This window comes from Paenarthrobacter sp. NPDC092416 (assembly GCF_044755025.1).
GTDB lineage: Bacteria > Actinomycetota > Actinomycetes > Actinomycetales > Micrococcaceae > Arthrobacter.
On the sequence record NZ_JBIVQG010000023.1, the window covers coordinates 1 to 24,364 of the forward strand.

Consider the following 24,364-nt stretch of genomic DNA (forward strand, 5'->3'; position numbering starts at 1 on the left):
CGCCGTTCAGAACTGCCAATCGGTACTGCTTGGATGTAGTCACGGTATTTCCTTTTCTTTATAACCAGGTCTCGTTGACGGACCAGGAATCAGTGGGGGCGATCAGCCGGTTACGCTGATGGCGCCGGTGAGGATTTGGAAGCCGATGAATGCGAGGCAGGCACCGACAACCCAAAGAATCGAGAACTTCTGGAACTCTCCGAGGTCCTTCTTCAAGAGCCCGAGGAGTACCCACAGGGGAGCAGATGCAGGTCCGATCATGTGGGAGATTTGGCCTACGACACCGGCGCGGGCGATTTCATTGGCGTGGATGCCGTACTGCGACGCGGACTCGGACAGTACCGGGAGGATGCCGAAGAAGAAGGCGTCGTTGGACATGAAGAATCCGAGCGGGATGGCAATGATGGCCGTGAAGAGTGGCAGCAGTGCGCCCATCGATGTCGGGACGATGCTCAGCAGCGCATCAGCCATGGCCTGGATCATGCCGGAGTCAGACAGGATCCCAGTGAAGACGCCGGCGGCAAGGACGAGCATGACGACCGGTACGGCGCTCACTGCGTGTCGCTTGATGGATTCGCCTTGCGCATGCAGCTCCGGGTGGTTGACGAGCAGGGCGATAACGAAGGCGCCAATGAACAGGACCACCAAGGGTGCGACTCCGGCAATCAGGAGAACCAGCAGCAGGATGGTGAGGCCGGCGTTTACCCAGGTTCGCCAGGTGGGACGTTCATCGATGTGGTGAGTGCCGTTCTTGATCTCTGCGGCCAGTTCAGCGACGGCTGCTTCATCGACGTGCTTCCTCTGGGAGCGGCCAAGGATGTAGGCCACCGCGAGAATGAACGCGCAGGTAAGGGCCAAGGAAGGGATCAGGCTGACGAAGTATTCAGTTGCATCCAACTGCAGCACGCTGATGGCCCGGGTGGCGGCGCCTCCCCATGGGGTGGACCCGGAGATGAGTCCCAGTGACATGGCAGCGACCGTTGCAATGATGAGCGGGTTGATCTTGAGCTTCTTGTAGATGGGCAGGAAGGCAGAGCAGATGATCATGTAGCTCGTGGTGCCATCGCCATCCAGGGCCACGGCCATGGACAGCACAGCAGTGCCGACGCAGATCCGAACCGGATCGCCCTTGGAAAGCCGAAGAATGAGCTTCGAAATGGGATCGAAGAGCTTGGCGTCCATCATGACGCCGAAGTAGAGAACTGCGAAGAGAAGCAGAACAGCGGTCGGCGCGACCGTCTTCAGACCTGACATGACCATGTCTCCCAGGTCCGGGCCGAAACCTGCAATCACAGCGAACAGGACTGGAGCGCAAATGATGGCCACAAACGCGGTGGCCCATCTGCGCATGACTGCGACCATAAATGATCCGAGCGTGGCGAATCCGACGACGGCGAGCATCGTTACTCCTTGATGTTGAGGGACTGACTCCCTGACGGCAACTCTGACGTGCTGGGTCCCTTGCCGGTAACCCGGTCCCTCAACCTCTTGGGTCGGGCACGCTTTCGACGGTAAACCTAAAGTGGTCGACCAGTCAAGTAAGTGGTCAAGTGGTCGACCAGTATGCGAATTTTCGGTATCATCAACCCCGTGAACAGAAAATTCGTTAGGTCTCCTGATGCTCCGGACCGCAATCTGGGGATGGAGCTTGTACGAGCTACCGAAGCCGCGGCCATCCGCGCCGCCCCTTTCATCGGCAAGGGTGACAAGAACGCCGCCGACGGTGCGGCCGTGGACGCCATGCGGCATTTCCTCAGTTCCGTCGCGTTTGATGGGGTGGTAGTGATCGGCGAGGGGGAGAAGGACTCCGCGCCCATGCTGTACAACGGTGAGCACGTCGGCAACGGTATCGGGCCTTCGTGGGACGTTGCTGTCGATCCCATCGATGGCACCAGCCTCACGGCCGCCGGCCGTCAAAACGCGCTTTCGGTCATCGCCGTTTCAGATCGCGGATCGATGTTTGACCCCAGCGCTGTCTTCTACATGGACAAGATCGTCACCGGCCCCGAGGGCCACGGTGTCATCGACCTCAGACGGCCAGTCGGTGAAAACATCCGTGCCCTAGCCACAGCTAAGCGCATGGCAGTTGATGACCTGCAGATTGCTGTGCTCGATCGCCCACGACACTCACAGCTGATTACTGACATCCGGGCCACGGGAGCATCAACCAGATTGCTGCTGGATGGCGACGTCGCTGGGGGCATCAACGCCGCGCGGCCCGATTCACGCATAGACATGTGCGTGGGGATCGGCGGAACGCCGGAGGGCATCATTACTGCCTGCGCGGTGAAGGCCCTTGGCGGGCTGATTCAAGCACGCTTGGCACCAATCGACGCCCCAGAAAAAGCGAAGGCTCTGAACGCCGGCCATGACCTGGATCGCGTCCTGGACCAAGACGATCTCGTTTCGGGAGACAACTGCTATTTTGTGGCCACCGGCGTCACCGACGGCGCCCTCGTGAACGGAGTCCGGCGTACACCGGGACTTGTTCGAACCACCAGCATCGTCCTTCGCTCCCACTCAGGCACTATTCGGAGGGTCATTGCAGATCACCTCGAATCCAAATGGTACGAATCCGAATAGCAGCCAAACCCCCCACGCCGTTTCATATATTACGAAGGAGATTCAGCCATGACCGGAGCCATCATTGTAGGAATAGACGGCAGCGTCACAGCGAAGAGTGCCGCTGATGCCGCGCGGGACCTGGCCTTATCGCTTGGTGCGGTGCTTCATGTGGTCACGGCCTACGACGACGACGCCATAGTGTTTGGTACCGGAAATGACCATCGCGTGGCCAGTCGCGAAGAGAACGCAGTGAAAACGGCACAGAAGGCTGCTGCCGAACTGAGCTCACCCGATCTCAAAGTCACCTGCGCGGCTGTCCGCGGAACCGCGACTCAGGTACTGCTCGACGAAGCAAAGAGGGTCGAAGCCAGAATGATCGTTGTCGGCAACAAGGGTATGCAAGGGCTCGGCCGTGTACTTGGCAGCGTAGCTAACAGCGTGGCCCACAATGCTCCTTGCGACGTCTATATTGCCAAGACGGCGGGCTGACGGTCGCTAGAGCTTTACAGCGCTCCCTGCCATGCAGGTGTGCTCTGTCGTGGGAACTTGAGCAGGTTTCCGGCGCCGGCAAGCGGAATCGCAACACGCAACCCGACAGGCGGGGCCGGCGCCGGGATCACCGCTGACGCGAATCAGGGAAGCGGGGGCGGGTTCCTCCAATCTTTGGATTCGGAGGAGACGAGCAGGGCTCTCTGATCATACTAATAATGGTCAGCCTGATCTTGGGATTGACGAGCATGACCGGTCCGCCCGGAGCATGGCCGTGCGTCGGTACTGCAAGTCTTCGACGCAGGCCATGTGTCCGGAGTTGACAGAGAAATCGCTCACCAGGCGGCACATCTTCCCCTCGGTCTGCGGAGACGACGCTTCAAGGGTACTGACTCCGTCATGCGATGCGACTACGTCAGCCGACGTTCCCCTGGGTGGATAGCGTTGCAGGGGGCGCTGAAGTCCCTGCAACCACTCCTAGGCTCGAAGCCGCTCGCAGATGCCATCCACCAGCAGCGGAGGGGCCAGCCTGAAATCGGCGAGGACGTGTTTTTCCTCCGAGGTCAACGGCTCAAGTGTGCTGAGTTGGGAATCGAGGAGGCTGCTCGGCATGAATTCGTGGTCGCGCGCATTCAATCGGGCCACGAGTGTTTCGCGGTCACCCGTGAGGTGGACGAAGACGACGTCGGGCGCATGCTGCCGCAGCAGGTCCCGATAGCTGCGCTTCAGCGCCGAACAGGCGATGATCAGAGGCTCCCCGGCGTCTTGTGACTGGCGTAGCGAGCGGCCGATTTCCTCAAGCCAAGGCCTCCGGTCATTGTCGTCCAGCGGTATTCCTGCGCCCATTTTCGCCTTGTTGGCGGCAGGGTGAAGGTCGTCCCCATCCTGGAAAGGCAGTCCCAGGCGTTCGCCCAACAATGAGCCCATGGTCGACTTGCCACAGCCCGAGACTCCCATGACAACAAGCGGCGGAAGGGGTTCATGTCCCATGTCGAGGGTCCTTTCGGGGTCTGCCTGGGCTGACAGCGCTGCCTGACCCATGGCATGAGATTAATTTCACAATAGAGAAGAGTTTCGCAAATTAGGCAGGTGACGTCAAGGCTTTGGAAACCCTTGACGCTCCGTTCGATATGAGAAAGGATTCTCATATCATTTGAGTTGCCGACCCCAAGACGAACCCATAAGGGAGCCAGACGTGTCCACGGAACAAGACATGGAAATCCACGCGCTGCCTGAGCATTTCCTGGCGGACTACTACGCAGAGCTGTCGCCGGAAGACAAGGAACCATACGATGTCGGTCGGCTTGAGTCCCGCGCTGCTGCCCACCTGAAGGCTGTCAAAAGCGCGGCGCAGCAGGCGTGGATTGGCCTGCTGCCTGACTCGGAGAGCACCGTATTGGGCATCGTTTGTGAAGACTCCCCATTCTTGGTGGACTCGGTCCTTGCAGAGTTGACCCGCCGCCGCTTGGGCATTCGACTCGTCGTGCAGCCCCGGTTTGTAGTGCTTCGGAACGCATGCGGCGCGATCGCGGGCATCGAGCCTGTTTCATCCCGGCAGGAGGAACGGGCCGAGTCGTGGATTGCTGTGGAACTGCGCGACGTCCTCTCCGCCAAGGAATCATCCGGGTTGCTGGAATCGATTCGGCGCGTCCTGGCGAATGTTGAAGCGGCCACCGATGACTGGGTTTCCATGCGCAATAAGCTGGCGGAGGTGGCCAAGGGGCTCCCGGGGGACGACCAGACCCGTAAGCTGTTGGACTGGCTCAGCAGCAATCATTTCGTCTTTATCGGCTACAGGGAGTACGCCTTGGAAAGGGGTGAATCGGAGGATCGCTTGGTTGCCATTGCGGGAACAGGGCTCGGTATCCTCCAGAACCCCGGCGTCGCTGGGGCTGAGCTCCCGCGTGTCCTGACCGGCGCCGCCCGTGACTCGGCGCGGGAGCCGGTTGCCGCCGTCGTCACCAAGGCCCGCTCCCGCTCCACCGTCCACCGAGACTCACACTTGGACTACATTGGCATTAAGAAGTTCAATGCCGTGGGCGAGGTGATCGGCGAGCACCGCTTCCTTGGTTTGTTCACCTCCAGCGTCTACAACGGTCCCGTAGACAATATCCCCGTGGTATCGGAAACCATCAGCGGGGTTATGACCCGCAGCGGCCTGGGCCCGTCCAGCCACTCGGGGCGTCAATTGATGGCCATCCTGGAAACCTATCCCCGCGACGAACTGTTCCAGATCGGCGTCGAAGAGCTGTTCCACATCGCAGGCAACATTATGCGGATGCAGGAGCGCCGGCATTCACGAGTGTTCCTGCGTCATGACATGTATGGCAGGTTCGTGACGGTGCTCGTGTACTTGCCGCGGGACCGGTACACCACGGCAGTGCGTATTCGTATTGAGGATGAATTGCGCGAGGCGTTCGGTGCCGTGGACGTCGAGCACGAGGCACGCGTGAGCTCATCGGCCCTCGCACGTATCTTTTTTACGGTGTGGACGTCGTCGGACGGTGCACCCGTGATTGATGAAGACGTGATCGCGCGAAGGGTCAACCGAGCGGTCAGGTCGTGGCCGGAAGGCGTTCATGAGGCCTTGAGGTCCAGCCGTTCCGGCCCCGAATCCGAAGTCCTCGCCAAACGGTGGGGCGAGTCCTTCCCACCGGAATACCAGGTCCGGTACAGCGTGGAAGAGGCCAGTCAGGACATCGAACGGTTCGAAGAACTCGGCACGGATGAAAGCCCGACGGCGGCACGACTTTACGTCGACCCCGTCACTGACGCATCGACAGGCTCAAGTGTACGAATTCGCCTCTACCTTCGCCGGCCGGAGAGTCTCAGCCGCATCTTGCCGTACTTTGAGCATCTCGGTCTGGAGGTGCTGGAAGAACGTCCACACGAAATCGTTGAGTCCCACGGCGACGTGTTCTACCTGTACGACCTCTTGGTGGCCAGGCCTGAGGATGTCCATTCGTTAGGCGCGTGGGACCTGGTGCCCGGGACGTTCCGAGCTGTGTTGGGCGGTGAAGCCGAATCGGACCTGCTCAACGGCTTGGTCCTGCAGCAGGGATTTGGGTGGCGCACTGTGGCGCTGTTGCGTAGTTATGTGAAGTACCTGCGCCAGCTCGGGACGGCACATTCCTTTGAGTTTGTGGCTTCGACGTTACTGTCGCACCCGGAGGCTGCGAAGTCGCTGGTGGGTTTGTTCGCTGCGAGGTTCGATCCTGATTACGTGGGTGACCGGGCTGACTCCGTGGGTGCCGCCGATGCAGCCCTCGCCGCAGCCATGGACAGCGTGGCCACCTTGGATGCGGCGTTCGTTCTCGAAGCTTTGGCCTCACTGATCAAGGCGACGGTCCGGACCAACTTTTACCAGGGAAAGGCGCACATCAGCATCAAGTTCGATCCCACTGCTATCGCCATACTGCCCAGTCCGCGACCCGCGCATGAGATCTGGATCTACTCCCCGAGGGTAGAGGGTGTTCATCTTCGCTTCGGGCTGACGGCCCGCGGCGGACTTCGATGGTCGGACAGGCAGGAAGATTTCCGCACCGAAGTCCTGGGACTGGTCAAAGCGCAGACCATCAAGAACGCCGTTATTGTTCCGGACGGCGCCAAGGGTGGCTTCTACGCGAAGTTCGCGGCCGACATGGCCGACCGTGCGCAGCTGATCGCCGAAGGCCAGGAATGCTACCGGACGTTTATCCGTGGCCTGCTCGACCTCACCGACAACATTCAATTCGTAGACGGTGCGCCCCAGGTTATCCCCCCGCCTCACGTTGTGAGCTACGACGGCGACGATTCTTACCTCGTGGTGGCGGCGGACAAGGGTACCGCCTCATTTTCGGACATTGCCAATGAGCTGGCCGGCAGCTACGGCTACTGGCTGGGGGATGCCTTCGCCTCCGGAGGCTCCGTGGGATATGACCACAAGCGGATGGGTATCACGGCGCGCGGTGCGTGGGAATCGGCGAAGATTCACTTCAGCGAGCTGGGCCTGGACCCACACACCAAGGACTTCACGGTTGCCGGTATCGGTGACATGAGCGGTGACGTCTTCGGCAATGGCATGCTGCTGTCCCGCCACGTTCAGTTGGTTGCTGCCTTCGACCACCGGCACATCTTCCTGGACCCGAAGCCCGATGCGCCGTTAGCCTTCGCAGAACGCGAAAGGCTTTTCGCTTTGCCACGCTCCAGCTGGGCAGACTACGACCCCACTTTGATCAGTGAAGGCGGCGGGGTCTGGCCCCGGACTGCCCGCGCCATTCCGATCCATCCGGCAGTCCGTGCAGCACTTGGCCTGGACCGCGCGACGGAATCCATGAGTCCGCCTGCCCTCCTGCAGGCAATCCTGAAGGCTCCCGTCGACCTGCTCTACAACGGCGGCATCGGAACCTACATCAAGTCCAGCACTGAAAGCCATGCCGACGCCGGAGACCGCGCCAACGACTCCATCAGGATCAACGGCAACCAGCTCCGCGCCCGCGTGGTGGTGGAAGGCGGCAACCTCGGAGTCACCCAGGCGGGTCGCGTTGAAGCGGCATTGGGCGGTGTTCTGATCAATACGGACGCCATCGACAACTCGGCGGGCGTGGACTGCTCCGACCACGAGGTCAATATCAAAATCCTGGTGGATCAGTCCATCAGGGCCGGGAGGCTTCAGGCCGCGGAACGTACGGCATTCCTGGAAGCCCTTACGGACGAGGTTGCAGAATTGGTGCTGACCGACAACGTAGCCCAGAACGTCCTGCTCCTGACCGACAGAAGGTTCCCACCGGCGTCGTTCCCCAATTACGAACGGCTGATGCAGTTCCTTGAGGGCCGGGGCGAACTGGACCGCGGCCTGGAATTCCTGCCCGACACGCGAACCTTGGAAGAACGGATCTCTCAGGGCAAGGGGCTCACCTCGCCGGAATTGTCTGTCCTGGCCGCCTATGCCAAAAACACGCTGGCCAACACCATTCGGAGGACTCCACTGGTCAAGGATCCCTTCCTGGGTAAGTTCCTGAGAGGGTATTTCCCGGGTCCCGTCGTGGCCAAGCTCGGACAGGGGGTTGAACGTCATCCCCTGCGCGATGACATCATCGCCACAGTGCTCGCCAACGAGTCCATCAACCTCGGCGGCGTGACCTCGATCTTCCGGCTCATGGAGGAGACTTCCGTGGACGAGGCAATGGCCGTCAAGTCGTTCGTCATTGCCAGCGAGCTCTTTGGCCTGAGTGAACTGTCCCTTGGACTGGTGCACACTTGTGCGGACCTGCCGGCCGAGAAGTGGAGCAGGATCTACCTGGACATCAGGCGCGTCCTGGACCGGGCCATGCGCTGGTTCATCCAGTACGACCACCAACTGCCCATTGAGGATTGCCTGAACCTGTACCGCCCAGTGGTGCAGACACTCCGGAGACGCGTCCCGGAGCTGCTTGTCGGATCGGATAGGGACGACGTCGAGGCCCTTCTGGCTTCCGCACGGGGGTGGGGTTTGCCGGACGACGTAGCGCGCACCTGGGCGGAGCTTCGAGAGGCATTCACCCTGCTGGACATAGCCCGGGTTCAACAGCTCACAGGAGGACGCCTGGAGGACATCGCGCCTATCTACTTTGCGGTGCGCGACCGGTTCGGCATTGAGTCCCTGCTGGCCAGGGTGGATGACCTGCCACGCTCCACCAAGTGGCAGGCCATGGCCCGGGCGTCGCTACGGGACGATGTGTCCGCCGTCGTGCCTGAACTGACGGTCGCCGTCCTGGGCCTGGACGACGAAGCGGCCGGTGCCGATCGCATCGCCGCATGGGAGCAGCTGCACCACACGCGCCTTTACGAATCGGAGCGGTTGGTGGAATTGGCTCCGGAGAACAGCTTTGAGGCACTTTCTGCACACCTGGGCACTCTGAGGAAGGCGGCCCGGGCATGAAGTGGGCGCTGAGCACTACGGACGGGCGGGACTGGCACGCCCGGGATTTCAGTGAGCGTGACCCTTCCTGGCGCAAGAGTCGTCAGCGGGGACTCGTGTGCCTGGGCTGCGGCTCGCCGGCGTTCTTCCGTGCCCCGTCCCACAAGAAAACGCCGGCGTTCGGGGCCAGGCACAAGGATGGCTGCGAGCTCCTGAAGGAAGTCTGGGGCGTGTTCAGGTACCTCCAGTAAACATATTGGAATGCTTAATCAAATGAGAAACTCTTCTTGCTTTCCTGTGAGTTGGACCATAGGCTTAAGGCAAGAACCGAACAACGCCGGAGGCAAGTAATGTTGCGCATCGTTGGACAACCCGCAGTAGATCGTTCACGCCGGAGCCGATTTGTTGCCGGCACTGGAAGTCATTGCCCGATCAGTGGCATTTGGGCGCCCGCCGGAGAGGCGGAAAAGGGCCTGCAGTTGCTGGAAGGCAGCATCATGCCCGTGCACGACAACTCCGCCGTTGACTGGCAGCTGGTCCAGGGCCTCACGCGCCGTGACCTACGTAGCTGAAGCCCGGCCCCGCCGCCGGGCAACCCCAGCGAAGCCACGTCTGAATCGCTTGGAGTTGCGGCTCACGGAGTCAAGGGTGACGCGGGCGCGTATCGACAGCCACGTGCGCACCCTGCTGAACCGGCGGAATGAGGCGATTGCCGCTGCCCTGGCGGACAAAGTTTCCTTGGCCGCTCTTTCTGCCATCGTGGGAATCCGGGCGGCGGATGTGAAGCGGCTCGGCGGCGCCTACCAGGACCTCCACTTTTCGGGCGCGCGGCAGGAGTGGCATCTTTCCGGGCTGGACGCGATCGTCCGCCAGCTTGACGCTGCGTTGGAGGATAAGGAGGCAGGCGTGCAGAGGCTCCGCGGCGATGTCATCGAAAGTCTCGAATCAGGCCGTATGGACATCTTCCGGGTCGCAGCCCTGACAGCGCTGCCAGCCGAGCGGATCCGTGAACTCATGCGGCCCGCGGCGGTTCACTAGACGCGCCCCACTAGGCCCGCTCGCGGTCCTCGCTCCAGCCTGCCAACGCTCCCTTGAGGGCCGAGATGAGCCTGGCAGTCACTTGGTCCTTGGTCAGGCCGACAGTATTGATGAGGTCCAGGATCTCGCGCGGGTCGAACAGGATATTCCACAGGAACATCGCTTCGTCGCCGATGGGCGGCAATCCCAATTCTTCTACGGCTTCCCGCAGGGGGCGCTCCAGCGCGTCCGCCTGGACTGTCAGGTAATACGCGCCGGTACGCAAGCGCGCAAGGTATCCCTCGCCCGAACGGGTGTACAGCATGGCGCCACCGTGGCGAGTGACCAGGTCCACCCACTTGCGGCTGACCGCCGTCAAAAGCTCGACGCCGGACGTCTCCTGCTGCTTCAGGCTGTAGTCGCGCAGTTTCTCACCGACGCCGAAGCGGTACTCCGCCAGGATGTCCTCGACTGAAGCGAAGTGCCGGTAGGCGGTGGCGGTGGAGATCTCCGCCTGCTTTGCGACGTCGGCCATGCTGATCGGTCCCCGCCGGGACGCGAAAAGCTGTCCCGCGGCTTTGACCAATTGTCTGCGGTTGCGCTGTGTATCACTACGCATTGATGGGCACCCTTTCGTCAACTCATAGCTTAGGTCCTGGAAGCCGACCAACCCGTCAGGGCGGCCGTGAAAGTCCTGACCAGCCGGGCGGATACCTGCTCTGCGGACAGACCGAGGCTCCGGATGAGGTCGTAGATTTCCCGGGGATCGAAGAAGCCGTTCCAGAGGAAGAGTGCTTCGTCGCCGAGGTGGTGGATTCCCAGCGCCCGGGATGCTTCCTCCAGTGGGCGCTCCAGGGCTTCGGCTTGCACGGTCAAATAGTAGGCGCCTGCCCTGACCCGGGCCAGGTAGCCCTCGGCCGAACGTGTGTGGACCATGGATTCCCCATGCTGGACCACCAGCTGGACCCATTTATGGCACACCGCATTCAGCAACTCCAGGCCGTCTGACTCCTCGGATCGGCTGAACTCCCGCAGCTCCCGGCCCACTTCGAAGCGGTAGGCTGCGAGCACGTCATCCACAGAAGTGAAGTGGCGGTAGGCCGTAGCCGTTGAGATACCGGCTTCGACGGCGATTTCCGTCATGGTAGCCGAACGGCCGGCTCCGAAGAGCCGGCCGGCCGCGTCCACCAAAAGCGTCCGGTTCCGCTGCATGTCAACGCGCAGCCCAGCCGGTGGATCGAGAACTGTCACAGGTCTCTACTTGAGCGCCGCGAGACCGGCGGCGATGCGTTCGACTCCAAGCGAAATCGCCTCGGCGCTGGCTGCGTAGGAGAGCCGGAGATGGTGTTCGCCGTTCCGCCCAAACTCACTGCCGGGGCGCACTGCCACACCGAAGTCACGCAGGTGCGCCACCATCTTGGCTGCCGGTATATCGACGTCGTACTTGGGGAAGAGGTAGAACGCGCCCTCCGGTGAGCTGACCGTGAGGCCGGGAATCCGCCTGAGTCCCTCGAACATCAGCTCGCGGCGCACGGCATAAGAGGCGTGCATGCGTTCTATGTCAGGACCGCAGGTCTTGAGGGCCGTCAGGGCGGCAAGCTGCACGGCGGTGTTCATGGAACCGTTGAAAGTATTGTGGACCCGCGCTGCGGAGGCGATGACGTCCGGGGGGCCCCACAGATAGCCGACGCGCCAGCCGGTCATGGCATAGCTCTTGGAGAACGTCTGGCAGTAGATGGTCCTGCCGGCAAGGCCCTGGATTTCCAGGGCCGAGGTGAACGGTTCCGGGGTGTAGACGAGGTCGCTGTAGGCCTCGTCTGAAAGGACGAGGGTGTCCGTGCCTGCGACCATGTCGGCCAGGGCTTCCAGCTCCTGGCGGGAGTGGACGATGCCGGTGGGGTTGGAGGGGTTGCAGAAGATGAACATCTTTGCGCCTTCAAGGGCCATCGCCAGGGCTTCAAGGTCCCAGTGGAGGTCCTCAGCGAGGGGGACAGGCACGATGGTCCCGCCGGCCATACTGACCAAGTCCGCGTAGAGCGAGTAGGTGGGGTCGGGGATGACCACCTTGTCGCCTGGGTTGACGATGCCAAGGATCGCGGCGGACAGGCCTGCGGTTCCGCCTTGGGTGATGAGGACGTCGCTGGGGCTGGCTACTTCGCCGAGGAGCTGGCCGATACGGGCAGCCAGCTCCTCGCGAAGCACCAGCTCGCCGAGCAACGGCGAGTAGTGGGTGTGTCCCTCTTCCAGGGCGCGGGCAGCTGCGGCGCGAACCTGTTCGGGGGTGTCGAAATCCGGCTCGCCCATGGCCAGGGACACGAGGTCGCCCTTTGATTGGGGCTGCTGGACGCGTAACGATGTGCGCTGGACGCGCAGCACGGCCTCGGAGGGCTGGAAAGCTGCAATGGCGGTGGTTGGTTCAGGTGTCATGACAGTCCTGCTTCGAGTCGTCGTTGGGAGGGTGGCGGCGTTGCCGGGTGTGTAGAGGTGCCTGGGCTTCACTGGCGGGGGAGGTCTTTTGCGGGAGCGCCGGCCCAGCGGCTGATTTCGATGTCTCCGGAGGTATCGCGCTGCACGGTCGGTGCAATGACGAGTTCCTGGACCACGGTTCGCTGAGGCAACGTGGCGACTAAATGGATGGCCCGGGCCACGTCTTCCGGCTGGACCATGGCCTCGCGTTCTTCAGCCTTCGGCGGGCGGGCCCGGTTGTCGAGGATGGGTGTCGCGGTCTCGCCCGGAAGGATGGTGATCGCTCGCAGGCCTTCGTTGCGGAAGGTGTTGTGGAGGTAGGTCATGAAGTTCCGGACCGCGGCCTTCGCAGCGCCGTATGCGGCGCCGCCCAGGAGGTTCGGATTGACCGCGGCCAACGACGAAACCGTGATGATGGTCCCAGTGTTTCGGGAGAGCATCTCCGGGAGTACCGCCTGCGTGAGGAGGTAGACGGCATTGAGGTTGACGTCCATCACCTCATTCCATTCCTCTTGGCTGATCCACCGGACGTTCAGGACTTTGCTGGCGCTGCCGGCGTTATTGACCAGGATGTCCACGGGGCCGAGAGTTTCGCCGACCCAGGCCACCAGGGCGTCCACCTCGTCCTTGGACGAGATGTCGGCGGCCCGCGCATGGGCCGTGCCGCCGTCGGCCTTGATTTCTGCAGCAAGATCCTCCACAACGGACAGCCGGCGGCCCACCAGCACCACGTGCGCTCCTTCGGCTGCAAGCAGTTCCGCGGTAGAGCGGCCCATGCCTGTGCCCGCGCCGGTGATAACGGCGACCTTGCCTTCAAGAAGTCCCATGATTCCGTTCCTAGAGTCTGATGATCGAGTGAGATTCCAATCACATATGCGAAAAGTTTCTCATTTATTCTACGTGAGGGTCAAGTCCCTCGGGGCATGAAGTGTTCAGGCCGCGGCTTGGGTCGGGACCCGCCGCGAATGATGCGGCAGGTCGATGGCGCCGAACAGGCTTTGCACCCGCGATTCCAAGACGTTGAGCAGCCGCTGGGCCTCGTAGTGGCCTTCCACGGCTTCTTCCTGGCCTACCCAGCGGAATGTCATCCGCTGGCCAGGACGGGCCTGCCCCAGCATGGGCAGGGATGCCTTGGTGGCGAAGGCAACGATAGGGTAGCCGGCCGTGAGCGTTCGGTAGCGGCCCAAAATGATGAGCTCGTCACCGTGCGGAATCTCGAAGGCGCCGACCGGCACTCCGTGGGAGACGACCTCCCCGAGTCCTTGGGGGTGCACCACAGGACCATCCAGCCGCAAGCCCACGTGGTTCGACTTGGCTGTCACCGTGTATTCGCGCGAGGCCAGGAGCTCCCTGATTCCCTTGGCCGCGTCAGTTTCCGGACCTTCGACAATATCGATGGTCCACAGGGGTTGCTCGAACGAGGGAACAGGCACCGGCAGCCGGAAGAGTGGCTGCGTGAGGTAAGGATGCTCAAAGCCTGCATACGACGTTCTGAGTTCCAGGTGCTGCCCGGCGGAGATCTGCTGCGGGAAGCCCATCCGCGCTTCCGGCGCAGCGCTTCCCATGAAGTGTTCGCTGACCAAGGATCCGCTGAACGCGAGGTAGTTGCGCATTCCGCCACGGGCGTTGGCGATGACCACCCGGCCCTTGGCCGGAACGCAGACTGGCTCCCACATCTTTGCCTTGCTGCCGTTGACGGTGACATCAGCCGGGGCTCCGGTGACGGCGATGAGGACCGGTTTGGAGGTAGTGAAGGAAAACCTGCCGCCCATGATTTCGATTCCGGCGGCGGTCCGTGGATTGCCCACCAGGATGTTGGCCACGGACGCGGAGTGCTGGTCCGCGGCGCCACCGCACGGAACGCCCAAGGCTTCGGACTGCTCCCGGCCAAGATCCTGGAACGTTGCCAGCCAGGCCGTTTCACGGACTTTGACGGTGACGGTTCGCTCAGCTGCGGGCATCAGTGTTCCCCTCCGGTGGTGTAGGAGTCGGTCCGCAGGAACTGCCCGTCGAGCCGTTCCCACTCGCTTTCCGGGACGACTTTGAAACGTACCGTGTCCCCTGGTGTGTAGGACGTTGGCGGATTTTCATGGATATCGCAGATGACCAAGGGCGTTCGGCCGATTACCTTCCACCCGGTCGGCCCAGGGAAAGGCTGGATGATGGCATTCGTGCCGGCCACCATCACTGAGCCGGGGTCCACGTTGGTCCTTGGTTCCTTGCAGCGGCTGACTTGTCCAGGGAACTCCACACGGCCCATCATTGGTGCCATTGCAGAGGCCAAGAGGTTGATGTTCAGCTCCGAGGCTTCAAGATGCCCCAAGACGGCCTCGGTGCTGATGCCGAGTTCTTCTGCCACATCGGCCAGGTCTGGAGCGAAGTTTTCGTTGACCACCATGGGTATGACGAAGTGCTTCCCGGTGCGGGCATGCCCGCTGTCTTGGGGGCCGCCGCCTGCCGCGGCCAGCCGGATTGTTTGTGCCAGCTGGCCGTGACCGACGGCGAGGCAATCGAACTCCACCAGAACAGAATCCACTCCTGCCACCACATCCAGCAGGCCGTAGGGACGCACGTCCAGCAGGATTTCCCGCAGCTTCCGGCTTCCCGCTTGGCGTTCCTCAATGGTCCCGGAGGCAACGCTGACCATCAATGCCGAGTCGCCGAAGGGAACTGCAGTGATGCCGGCGATGTCCCATAGGGGACTCAGCTGCTGTCCGGAAGCTGGGTACGTGCTCATGTGTCCTTGGCTGGTAGGTGGTGGTAGTGGGCGGCCAATGTTAGACGGTGGCCAGGCGGGCTTTCTCGGCCAGGACTTCCTGCAGCCCGGTAGCTTTGACGCCGGCCTTGTCCAAGGCGGCGCGAAGGGCGGTGCCGTTCTCCAGCACCTGTGGGTGGTCGCCGTGGAGGAGGACGACGTCGGCGTCATGGCCCAACGGCACCACCTTGCCGGTGACGGCGCGGACCGTGCCCTCGGTGACAACCTGGACCACACGGCGCCCGATCTCCTCGGGGTCGTGGAGGAGAGCCCCCTCGGTATTGCGGGAAACAGGCATGCCGTCTTCGCCGTAGCCACGATCGGCAAGGAACACGTAGCCCACCTGGAGGCCGCGTTTTCGGGATTCGTCGGCCAGCAGGCCGTTCTGGCAGATCACAATGTAGGAGGGATCGTAGGCCTTGATGGCATCGGTGATGGCACGGGCGTGCTTGGCGTCGGTTTGGGCGATGCTGCCCATGCGGCCGTGCGGTGCGACGTGGCTGATCTTGCCGCCGTGGATGCGGGCGAAAGCGTCCAGCGCACCGATTTGGTACAGCACGTCCGTGCGGATTTCTTCTTCGCTGGCTTCGATAAGCCGGCGGCCGAAGCCCACCAGGTCCGGGTAACCGGGGTGGGCACCCAGTTCGATGCCGCGGTCCACGCAGGCTTTGACCGTGGTGTCCATGACGCGCGGGTCTCCGGCGTGGAAGCCGCAGGCGATGTTGGAGGCGGTGACCAGGCCCAGCAGGGCGTCGTCGTCGCCGATGGTGTAGTTGCCGTAGCTTTCGCCGAGGTCTGCGACGACAGCGACTGAGTTGATGCCCAAGGTGACTCCCAATGGTTTCGTTGTGGTGCTTTATGGTCCAACGACGGCGGCCGGCCGGCAATGGCGGCAGGCCGCCGTCGTCCGTGTTTTGTTAGTGGGTGGCCAGCGGCTGTCCCTTGGTCTCCTTCAGGAAGAAGATCGAGGCCAGTGTGATGATGGCCGTGCCGATCGCGGCGTAGGCCGGGACCATGCTGTTGCCCGTGCTCTTGATGAGCTCGGTCATGACCAGGGGTGCGCTGCCGCCGAAGATGATGGTGCTGATGCTGAACCCGATGCTGTACGCGCTGTAGCGGACAGTGGTGGGGAACATTTCCGTCAGGACCGTGTGGACCACGGCGGCGTGGCCAGAGAACGCGATGGCCATGACGACGGTTGCTACGCAGGCCAGGGCCATGTTGCCGGTGGTGATCATGGCGAACATCGGGTACGACACCCCTGCCATGAGCACGGCGGACAAGGTGAGCACGGGCTTGCGGCCGATGCGATCCGAGAGGCGCGCCATGAGCGGGATGGAAATGATGATTGCCACGAGGCTGACGGCGGTGACCATCAAGGCCTGGAGCATGGAGAAGTTATTGCCGCTGCCCAACTGGGTCTTTAGGTAGGTGGGCATGTAGGCGAAGAGCAGGTAGTAGCCAGGGCCGTTGACTGCAGGCAGGAAGATGGTCAGGGCGATGGCTTTGAGGTGGCGCTTGGAGGTGAACACGGCACGCAGCGGATTGCGTTCAACAACGTTGCGTTCACGCAGTGCCGCGAAGTGCGGGGTGTCTTCCATCTTGGAACGGATGTAGAAGCCAACGTAGCCAAGGGGGAGGGCGAACAGGAACGGAATGCGCCAGGCCCATGCTTCCATGGTGGCGTCGCCAAGCGTGGTGATGAGCATGGCGGAGAAGCCGCTGCCAAAGAGGAGGGCGCAGAAGGAGCCCACCGCGATGAAGCTCATGGAGAAGTTGCGGTGCTTGTCGTGCGCGTACTCGCCAACGAAGGCCATGGCGCCCGCCACTTCACCACCCGCGGAGAAACCCTGGAGGATGCGGAAGAGGATCAGGAGTGCCGGGGCGGCCCAGCCGATGACCGAAGACGACGGAATAAGGCCGATACAGGCCGTGGCGCCGGAGATCAGGAGAAGGAGCACTGCAAGCAGGTTCTTGCGTCCCAGCTTGTCGCCGAGGTAACCGGCGATAACGCTGCCAAAGGGACGGGCCAGGAAGCTCACCAGGAAGCCGACGTTGGTCAGCAGCAGTGAACCGAGGTCCTTGGACCCCATGATGTTGATGGCCAAGTACGTGGTCAGCAGACCGTAGATGCCGTAGTCGTACCATTCCACGAAGGAGCCCATGGTGCCGGCCAGGGTTGCCTTGCGCACCACCTTGCCGTCAGCGGTGACGACCTTGATTTGAGCGGTGTTCAGTGTCACTGATTCCGTCGATGTGTTAGTCATTGCGGGTTCTCTCAGTCTAAGCGGGGTCCCGTTGGGGGAGTAGGGGAGGACTAGCTGTATTCGCGGGTGATCTCTGCCGTCATCTCGGCCTCGTGGAGTGCGACGGCCTTGACCAGCTCGAGGATTTCGGCCGCGCGGGCCTGGGGGATGATGACGACGCCGTCATCGTCGGCGGCGACGATGTCGCCTGCGGAGCAAACAATGCCCCCGATCGCCACCGGTTCGCCGATCACGCCGGGGCCATTCTTGAAAGGGCCGGCAGGGGTGGTGCCACGGGCGAACACGGGGAACTTGATCTCAGTGATGGTTGCCCGGTCACGGATGTAGCCGTCGATGACTGCCCCGGTGGCGCCGGCGGCCTCGAAGCGCTGGGAGAGCTGTTCGCCAACCAGTGCACGGTGTTCGTGGCCGAAGCCGTTGATGACCAGGATGTCGCCGGGCTCGATGTAGTTGAGGGACTCGATGACGGCGGCGTTGTCGCCTGCCGCGCCCAGGACGGTCAGGGCCGAACCGACACACTTGGCGCCTGGCCAGACCGGATTGATGTTCCCGTCCACCAGGCCCAGGCGTTCCATGGCGTCCCCGATGTTCGCCACCGGGAACTCCTCAAATGCGCGGACCAGTTCCCGCGGCGGCCGGGTCCACTGTGCCTTGCGGACTGTGAGCTCGAGAGTCGTTGCCATGTCTTCCACCTTTGGTTGGTCCGAGTTGCGGATGAGTTGAACGCCTTGAGACGTCAATCACATATGAGAAAAGTTTCGCGTTTTATTTTCCCCACGTCAAGGCCCCCCTGTTTCGGATGTGTAAAACATTGGCGTGGCGGGGGTCACCTGTGGGTGAACTCACAAAAAAGCGTTGACTTCCCCGCATCAATTAGAGAAACTCTTCTCATTCGCGAAAGTTATCGCATATCAAACCCTTTGGTTCTCCGCCAGATGCGCTCGCATCCGCAATGGCCAGGGATTCGAAGGCGACCAGGAGGCTCATCCCTATGCAAGGACGTTCCACTTTCATGGCATCGGCGGCAACCGTCACCGCTGCCGCGTTCCTTTTGACCGGTTGCACCACAGGCGGTCAGGCTTCCTCCGGCGGCACCGGTGGAGCAATGTCCACCGACACCATCAGGACGGCCCTCAACGCCGACCCCACCACCTTCAATGCAGCCAAAGCCAACGCGAAGGACGATTACGAGGTAGCGCGTTTCCTGTTCGACACCGTGGTCCGCCGGGACGCCGATGGGAAGTTCATTGGCGGCTTGGCCACCGAATGGAAGTCCACCGCCTCTGAAGCCACGCTGACCATCCGCAAGGACGCTACCTGTGCGGACGGCACAGCCATTACCCCCAACATCGTGGCCAAGTCCCTTAGCTACTTCGCCGATCCGGCCACCAAGAACAACTTCGGCAAGCTCGTCTTCGGCCCCGGCCAGCCCACCATCACCGGGGACGACGCCGCAGGCACTGTGGACATCAAGCTCGCCCAGCCGTGGTCCGAACTCATCGGCGGCCTGACGCTGGCCCAGACCGGCATCATCTGCCCTGCAGGCCTTGCTGATCTTGAGGGCCTGTCCAAAGGCAGCGTCAAGGGCGCGTTCTCCGGCCCTTACACTCTGACCAAGTCCAGCCACGGTGTCAGCTATGACATGACGCTCCGCGAGGACTACAAGGCGTGGCCCCAGTACTCCAAGCCGCTGGAAGGAACTCCTGCCAAGACTGTCCGGTTCTTCCCGGGCGTCAACAAGACCACTGTGGCCAACCAGTTGCTGACAGGTGAAATGGACGTCTCGGACATCGCCCCCGCAGATGTCCAGCGCTTTGAAGGCAACAAGGACTACACGGTCACTACCGTCCCGTTCGCCGGCATCTTCCTGCTCTTCAACCAGCGAGAGGGCAGCCCGTTCACGGACCCGGCGCTGCGTAAGGCCGTGGCACAGCTGATGAACCAGCAGGCCTTCAACTCCGCTGCCTATGCAGGTAAGGGCATCACCTACAACTCGATTGTCGCCCCCACCGTGCCCTGTGTGCTCCCGGACAACTCGAGCCTGACCCCGGAGGATGCTGCAGCAGCGAAGGCCGTCCTGGCCGGAAAGACGTTCAAGATGGTGGGCACCACCAGCATTGGCCCGAATGGCGCAGGCAGCACCTACGTCCAGGAAGCTCTCCGCGCTGCAGGTGCCACCGTGGAACTACAGCTCGTGGACAACGGAACCTGGGCCACCATGACCCAGACCAAGCCTGAAACCTGGGACCTGACCGTCCAGGGCGACGCCAACTTCGTAGGCACTGTGGCAGCATCCCTGACCCGCATTGCCGGTGTCCCCACCGAAAAGGGCGGCCGCAACATCGGTGGCGGCGAAAATGCGGACATCCTTGCCCAGATCGCCACGGCCCAGGCAGCCACGGATGACAAGGCACGTTGCGACGCCTACACCACGGCACAGAAGAGCATCTTGAACGATAACGACATTGTCCCGTTCGTCGGCGAGCCGCAAATCGTCGCCCAGCGCTCCGGATTCTCCATCCAGGCGCCGTCGGGAATCGTCGACTACGCCACCATGCGCATCACCAAGTAAGCAGAGGTTTCGCGATGACTGAACCAACCATGCTCTCCAAGGAAGTACAGATCCTTGAGAGCACAACCCCGGGGGCCACCAAGCGCCCCCGGGTCGGTGCCCTGAGCCTTTCTCCTTGGGCCGACTACGCCCTTCGCCGCGCCGGCGGCGTCCTCCTCTCTGTCGTCCTGCTCGTCGTCGTGACCTTTTTCATGGTTCCGCTCATCCCGGGCGACCCTGCCGTTGCTGTGGCCGGAGCGGACGCCACAACAGAACAAATCGAGTCCATCCGCAACAGCCTCGGCCTGAACGATCCCCTGTATGTCCAGTTCATCAACTATGTGGGCGGGCTTTCCACCGGAGACTTGGGGGAATCCTTTGCTTACAGCACCTCGGTCTCGCAGATCATCGCCACCAAGCTGCCCTTCACCGCAGAACTCGCTGTCCTCGGTATCATCCTGGTGCTCCTGGTCTCTGTTCCTACCGGCATGCTCGTGGGCATCCTGACCCGTGGCGGCCGCAAGAAGTGGCTCGACGTGTCCTTCGGCATGCTGACCGGATTTTTCCAGGCTGTTCCGCAGTACGTGGTCTCCACCATGCTGGTGGTGGTCTTCGCAATCATCCTGAAGGTCCTGCCAGCAGCCGGAGCAGCTTCACTGAGCGCACTCATACTGCCCGTGATTGGCCTGTCGATTGCCCCCATCTGCTCCATCGCCCGCGTGGTCCGCCGCGAGACGTCCACCGTACTCGAGCAGGACTACCTGAGGACTGCCCGAGGGTGGCGGTTGCCGTCGCTGCGCCTGTACGCCCGGCACGCCTTGCCCAATCTGTTGACCACAGCCCTGACACTGGCCGGGCTCATCCTGGCCGGCATGCTCGGCGGCGCCATCATCGTGGAAAACGTCTTCAACTGGCCAGGTCTGGGCCGCGAGATCGTCACAGCCATCGTCAATAAGGACTACCCAGTGATCCAGGGCATCATCCTGGTTCTGGGTTTCCTGGCAATCGTCCTCAATCTGCTGGTCGACGTCATTCTTGGCCTCATCGACCCCCGTACGCTCGGAGGAAAGTCCAATGGCTAAGACCGCCCGCCCCCGCCGAAGGTTCCGCTGGACCACAGGACTCCTTGTGGGCATCGTGATGATGTCCATCATGGTCCTCACTGCCATCCTCGCGCCGATGTTCCTCTCAGAAGCTGCGGAAAAACTGACCCCGCAGGCCTCGCAAGGACCAAGCACCGAGCACTGGCTCGGAACGGATGACTTCGGCCGCGACGTCCTTGCGCGGTCCCTGGTGGCTACCCGATTGACGCTCCTCATGACGGCGGCGACCACGGCAATCGCCGTCGTCGCAGGTATCGCGATCGGCACCGCGGTATGGCTGGCACCCCGCCGCATCCGCGCAGCAGTCCTGCGGGTCATCGAAGCCGCCGTGGCCTACCCGAGCCTCATCTTCTCGCTGCTGATTGCTGCCATCCTGGGCCAGGGCACATGGTCCGCGGTGCTGGCCATCTCCATCGCCAGCATCCCCGCCTTCGCCCGGCTCACCGCGAACATGGCTGCCTCGATTTCCCAGCGAAATTACGTCTCCACCGCGCGGTTGCTTGGCGTCTCCGGACCCCACATCATCACGCGACACCTGCTGCCGAACATGGCAGAGCCGCTCCTGGTGCTGACCGCCACGGTCTTCGCCACCACGTTGATTGACCTGTCCAGCCTGTCCTTCATCGGACTCGGCGTCCAGAACCCCGAGTATGACTTCGGACGCCTGCTGAACGAGGGCCTCGTCAACATCTACTCCCAACCACTCCAGGCAGTTATGCCTTCGATCATGATCACCATCACCGGGCTAAGCGCCATGCTGATCGGTGACGGCCTTGCCGCCGCCACCGATCCCCGCGGCGGGCGGAAGTTCGGCAGCCTCCGCAAGGCTTCCGAAGTGCCCGCCTCTATGCGCGCTGATGCCGAAGCGCTGGTGGAAGTGGACAACCTGACCGTCACCACGCCGTCGGGAGTTCCGTTGGTCAAGGGTGTGTCTCTCAGCATCCATGCTGGTGAGGTGGTGGGCCTGGTGGGGGAGTCCGGTTCCGGAAAATCCCTCACCGCCATGTCCATTGCCGGGCTGCTGCCCGAGGAACTGGGCGTCAGTGCCAAGACCATGCGCCTCGGCGAGCTGAACCTCCTGCAGAAGAACAACCCACGCGAGCTAGCCACCTCGATAGGCCTCGTTTATCAAGACCCGGGAACAAGCTTCAACCCGGCCCTCCGCATTGGATCGCAGCTCACTGAAGTAAGCCGCGTGCACCTCGGTCAGTCCCGAAGTACTGCGTTCGGCCGGATGATCAAGGCCTTGGCGGACATTCGGATCACCCAGCCGGAGAAACGTATGAAGCAACACCCGCACGAACTATCCGGCGGTATGCTCCAGCGCGCCTTGATCGCCTCCACCTTGGTCACCGACCCGCGCCTGATCATCGCCGACGAGCCCACCACCGCCCTGGACGTGACAGTCCAGGCCGACGTGCTCCGTCAGTTCCGCACCATCAACCGTGAAATGGGGACGGCGATGCTGTTCATCTCCCACGACATCGGTGTGGTCCAGGCGCTATGCGACAAGGTCATCGTGATGAATGGCGGCAAGATCCTGGAGCGGCTGACGGGCGAAGAACTCGCTGCCGGCAAGGTAAAACACCCCTACACCAAGGCACTTCTTGCCGCGACACCATCCATCGCCGAACGCAAGCCCGAACTCGTCACAGTTTCGGCGAAAGACTTTGCCTTGGATGAAGTTTTCGACGACGACTCCCCTGCGGGCGGGGACGTCACCAACCGCCGGGACACAGAGGAGGCCGCCAAATGAGCGCTGTAGCAACTCAGAATCAGCCGGTTCTGGAACTGAAGGACGTCAAGGTTACATTCGGTTCCGGACGTTCCGCCGCCACTGTCCTGAAGGGAGTCAACGCCAGCATCCATGCGGGCAGGACGCTGGGCATCGTAGGGGAGTCGGGTTCAGGCAAATCCACTATGGCCAAAGCGATTGTGGGTCTGGTGACGCCCAGCGACGGAGTGATCTCGTTCTCCGGCCGCGACGTGACCAAAATGTCCGGGGCCGAGCGACGCCGCATGCGGCGGGCTGTGCAGATGGTTCCGCAGGACCCCTACTCCTCGCTCAACCCCCGGCGGACCATTGGCCAAACCCTCGCGGAAGCGATCGATCCCCTTCGGGCCAATCCCAAGGAACACAGCGAGAAGATCTCCTACTGGCTCTCAACCATCCGCCTGGATCCCGAGGTCTCCGAACGCTATCCACATGAATTTTCTGGTGGACAGCGCCAACGCATCGCCATTGCGAGGGCTTTGGCTGTGCAGCCGAAATTGATCATCGCGGACGAGATCACCTCAGCCCTGGACCTCTCGGTTCAAGCTGAGATCTTGAACCTCATCGGCAGGCTCCGGAAAGAACTGGACCTCACCATGGCGTTCATCTCGCACGACCTGGATGTTGTTCACCACGTCAGCGACGAAATCCTGGTCCTGTTCCATGGCGAAGTCGTTGAGCAGGGTGATGTCGACGCGGTTTACGGGAACCCCCAACATCCCTACACGCGCCGGCTGATTGACTCAGTTCCGGGTGGGCCGGGGTTCGATATTGGAGAACGGCGGGCTGCAGTCGGTTGACGGAGGATCTGAATGTCAATTTATTCCACGATCCACTTGCTGATGTGGAGTCCTCGGCATGACGGCCCGAAATCCTTCGCAATCTGCGCAAGCGGCGCTTCGCCCTTGCGGGCCACATCCATACCATCCTGGCGGTACTCCGCCCCATAAGACGTGGGCATAGCCAACATACTTCCACGAGCACAGGCTCGCTGGACGATATGAGGTAGCCGGGTTTTTAGGGCTGGAACCTCCTTTTCAAAGCGGGACGTGGGTGGGTGGTCTACGAGGCTGGCCCGACTGGTTTCGGTCTTCGCTGATCTTCTCAGATCGCGCGGATTCCGTAAGGGTGGACGAAACTGGTTCTCCATTCGGTCGGAGGGCGACCACCATGTGGACCTGCAGAAGTCCCAAACCTTTCCAGGTAAGGTTGGGCGATTCTGCGGGGCCGGAGGTCGGGGTTAGAAGATCTTGGTCATGGTGTTCCAGCCCGTGCCGATCTGTCGGGGTGTCAGCCATCCACCGGTGCCGTTGCCGGGGTAGAGCCAGAGGGCTCCGGAACTGTCCCGGGCCATGACGTCGGCCTTGGTGTCACCGTTGAAGTCGCCGGGGCCCAGGATTGTGGTCATGGTGTTCCAGCCCGTGCCGATCTGTCGGGGTGTCAGCCATCCACCGGTGCCGTTGCCGGGGTAGAGCCAGAGGGCTCCGGAACTGTCCCGG

22 protein-coding genes and 1 pseudogene are annotated in these 24,364 nt (G+C 62.1%); 10 read left to right on the forward strand and 13 right to left on the reverse strand.

Features of this window, described 5'->3' with window-relative positions; genetic code table 11:
* Positions 1–102 precede the first annotated feature (102 nt).
* Positions 103–1,401: a CitMHS family transporter gene (locus ACIQC5_RS23435; protein WP_400287502.1), complete on the reverse strand. Its 1,299-nt coding sequence runs from the start codon at positions 1,399–1,401 to the stop codon at positions 103–105.
* A gap of 240 nt (positions 1,402–1,641) precedes the next feature.
* On the opposite strand from ACIQC5_RS23435, the gene glpX reads away from it, so the two are divergent.
* Both glpX and ACIQC5_RS23445 read left to right on the forward strand, forming a co-directional pair.
* Positions 1,642–2,583, forward strand: a complete 942-nt coding sequence (glpX, locus tag ACIQC5_RS23440) for a class II fructose-bisphosphatase (protein WP_400287572.1) — start codon at positions 1,642–1,644, stop codon at positions 2,581–2,583.
* 48 nt (positions 2,584–2,631) lie between these two features.
* Positions 2,632–3,054, forward strand: a complete 423-nt coding sequence (locus tag ACIQC5_RS23445; RefSeq protein WP_400287504.1) for a universal stress protein — start codon at positions 2,632–2,634, stop codon at positions 3,052–3,054.
* 477 nt (positions 3,055–3,531) lie between these two features.
* Here the strand turns inward: ACIQC5_RS23445 and ACIQC5_RS23450 are convergent, their stop codons facing one another.
* On the reverse strand, positions 3,532–4,095 hold the full coding sequence (locus tag ACIQC5_RS23450; protein ID WP_400287506.1) for a gluconokinase: 564 nt from the start codon (positions 4,093–4,095) through the stop codon (positions 3,532–3,534).
* 154 nt (positions 4,096–4,249) lie between these two features.
* On the opposite strand from ACIQC5_RS23450, the gene ACIQC5_RS23455 reads away from it, so the two are divergent.
* The 4 genes from ACIQC5_RS23455 to ACIQC5_RS23470 all read left to right on the forward strand — a co-directional run bounded on the left by ACIQC5_RS23455 (position 4,250) and on the right by ACIQC5_RS23470 (position 9,970).
* Entirely contained in the window at positions 4,250–8,953 is a 4,704-nt protein-coding gene (locus ACIQC5_RS23455) for an NAD-glutamate dehydrogenase (protein WP_400287507.1), read from the forward strand.
* A complete protein-coding gene (locus ACIQC5_RS23460; RefSeq protein WP_400287508.1) occupies positions 8,950–9,183 on the forward strand; it encodes a hypothetical protein in 234 nt (77 codons plus the stop codon). Before ACIQC5_RS23455 ends, ACIQC5_RS23460 begins: the two co-directional genes overlap by 4 nt.
* A 99-nt stretch (positions 9,184–9,282) precedes the next feature.
* A complete protein-coding gene (locus ACIQC5_RS23465) occupies positions 9,283–9,504 on the forward strand; it encodes a hypothetical protein (protein ID WP_400287510.1) in 222 nt (73 codons plus the stop codon).
* 76 nt (positions 9,505–9,580) lie between these two features.
* Positions 9,581–9,970 (forward strand): hypothetical protein, encoded by a 390-nt coding sequence (locus ACIQC5_RS23470; RefSeq protein WP_400287512.1) that lies wholly within the window; start codon positions 9,581–9,583, stop codon positions 9,968–9,970.
* Between the two features lie 10 nt (positions 9,971–9,980).
* On the opposite strand, the gene ACIQC5_RS23475 is transcribed toward ACIQC5_RS23470, so the two are convergent.
* The 9 genes from ACIQC5_RS23475 to ACIQC5_RS23515 all read right to left on the reverse strand — a co-directional run bounded on the left by ACIQC5_RS23475 (position 9,981) and on the right by ACIQC5_RS23515 (position 18,120).
* A complete protein-coding gene (locus ACIQC5_RS23475; RefSeq protein WP_400287513.1) occupies positions 9,981–10,568 on the reverse strand; it encodes a TetR/AcrR family transcriptional regulator in 588 nt (195 codons plus the stop codon).
* 29 nt (positions 10,569–10,597) lie between these two features.
* Entirely contained in the window at positions 10,598–11,200 is a 603-nt protein-coding gene (locus tag ACIQC5_RS23480) for a TetR/AcrR family transcriptional regulator (protein ID WP_400287515.1), read from the reverse strand.
* A gap of 6 nt (positions 11,201–11,206) precedes the next feature.
* Positions 11,207–12,376: a pyridoxal phosphate-dependent aminotransferase gene (locus ACIQC5_RS23485; protein ID WP_400287517.1), complete on the reverse strand. Its 1,170-nt coding sequence runs from the start codon at positions 12,374–12,376 to the stop codon at positions 11,207–11,209.
* A gap of 68 nt (positions 12,377–12,444) precedes the next feature.
* On the reverse strand, positions 12,445–13,242 hold the full coding sequence (locus tag ACIQC5_RS23490) for an SDR family oxidoreductase (protein ID WP_400287519.1): 798 nt from the start codon (positions 13,240–13,242) through the stop codon (positions 12,445–12,447).
* Between the two features lie 105 nt (positions 13,243–13,347).
* Positions 13,348–14,376 (reverse strand): biotin-dependent carboxyltransferase family protein, encoded by a 1,029-nt coding sequence (locus tag ACIQC5_RS23495; protein ID WP_400287520.1) that lies wholly within the window; start codon positions 14,374–14,376, stop codon positions 13,348–13,350.
* Positions 14,376–15,152 carry an allophanate hydrolase subunit 1 gene (locus tag ACIQC5_RS23500; protein WP_400287522.1) on the reverse strand — a complete coding sequence of 259 codons (777 nt, stop codon included), beginning with the start codon at positions 15,150–15,152 and terminating at the stop codon, positions 14,376–14,378. The genes ACIQC5_RS23495 and ACIQC5_RS23500 overlap by 1 nt, the downstream gene beginning before the upstream one ends.
* Positions 15,153–15,192: 40 nt before the next feature.
* Positions 15,193–15,996, reverse strand: a complete 804-nt coding sequence (locus ACIQC5_RS23505; protein ID WP_400287524.1) for a LamB/YcsF family protein — start codon at positions 15,994–15,996, stop codon at positions 15,193–15,195.
* Positions 15,997–16,087: 91 nt separating this feature from the next.
* Complete coding sequence (locus tag ACIQC5_RS23510) at positions 16,088–17,437, reverse strand: MFS transporter (protein WP_400287526.1); 1,350 nt, start codon at positions 17,435–17,437, stop codon at positions 16,088–16,090.
* Between the two features lie 50 nt (positions 17,438–17,487).
* Positions 17,488–18,120, reverse strand: a complete 633-nt coding sequence (locus ACIQC5_RS23515; RefSeq protein WP_400287527.1) for an RraA family protein — start codon at positions 18,118–18,120, stop codon at positions 17,488–17,490.
* A 329-nt stretch (positions 18,121–18,449) separates the two neighbouring features.
* On the opposite strand from ACIQC5_RS23515, the gene ACIQC5_RS23520 reads away from it, so the two are divergent.
* The 4 genes from ACIQC5_RS23520 to ACIQC5_RS23535 are packed head-to-tail and all read left to right on the forward strand — an operon-like array spanning position 18,450 to position 23,665.
* Positions 18,450–20,009 (forward strand): ABC transporter substrate-binding protein, encoded by a 1,560-nt coding sequence (locus tag ACIQC5_RS23520; protein ID WP_400287529.1) that lies wholly within the window; start codon positions 18,450–18,452, stop codon positions 20,007–20,009.
* Positions 20,010–20,023: 14 nt separating this feature from the next.
* A complete protein-coding gene (locus ACIQC5_RS23525; protein ID WP_400287531.1) occupies positions 20,024–21,070 on the forward strand; it encodes an ABC transporter permease in 1,047 nt (348 codons plus the stop codon).
* Positions 21,063–22,847 carry a dipeptide/oligopeptide/nickel ABC transporter permease/ATP-binding protein gene (locus ACIQC5_RS23530; RefSeq protein ID WP_400287533.1) on the forward strand — a complete coding sequence of 595 codons (1,785 nt, stop codon included), beginning with the start codon at positions 21,063–21,065 and terminating at the stop codon, positions 22,845–22,847. The genes ACIQC5_RS23525 and ACIQC5_RS23530 overlap by 8 nt, the downstream gene beginning before the upstream one ends.
* Entirely contained in the window at positions 22,844–23,665 is an 822-nt protein-coding gene (locus ACIQC5_RS23535) for an ABC transporter ATP-binding protein (RefSeq protein WP_400287535.1), read from the forward strand. The genes ACIQC5_RS23530 and ACIQC5_RS23535 overlap by 4 nt, the downstream gene beginning before the upstream one ends.
* Before the next feature lie 29 nt (positions 23,666–23,694).
* Here the strand turns inward: ACIQC5_RS23535 and ACIQC5_RS23540 are convergent.
* Together ACIQC5_RS23540 and ACIQC5_RS23545 are read right to left on the reverse strand one after the other, a co-directional pair.
* Positions 23,695–23,826: pseudogene (locus tag ACIQC5_RS23540) on the reverse strand (IS3 family transposase); the annotation flags it as partial.
* Positions 23,827–24,105: 279 nt separating this feature from the next.
* On the reverse strand, positions 24,106–24,364 hold a 259-nt coding region (locus ACIQC5_RS23545), incomplete at its 5' end, for an FG-GAP repeat domain-containing protein (protein ID WP_400287537.1).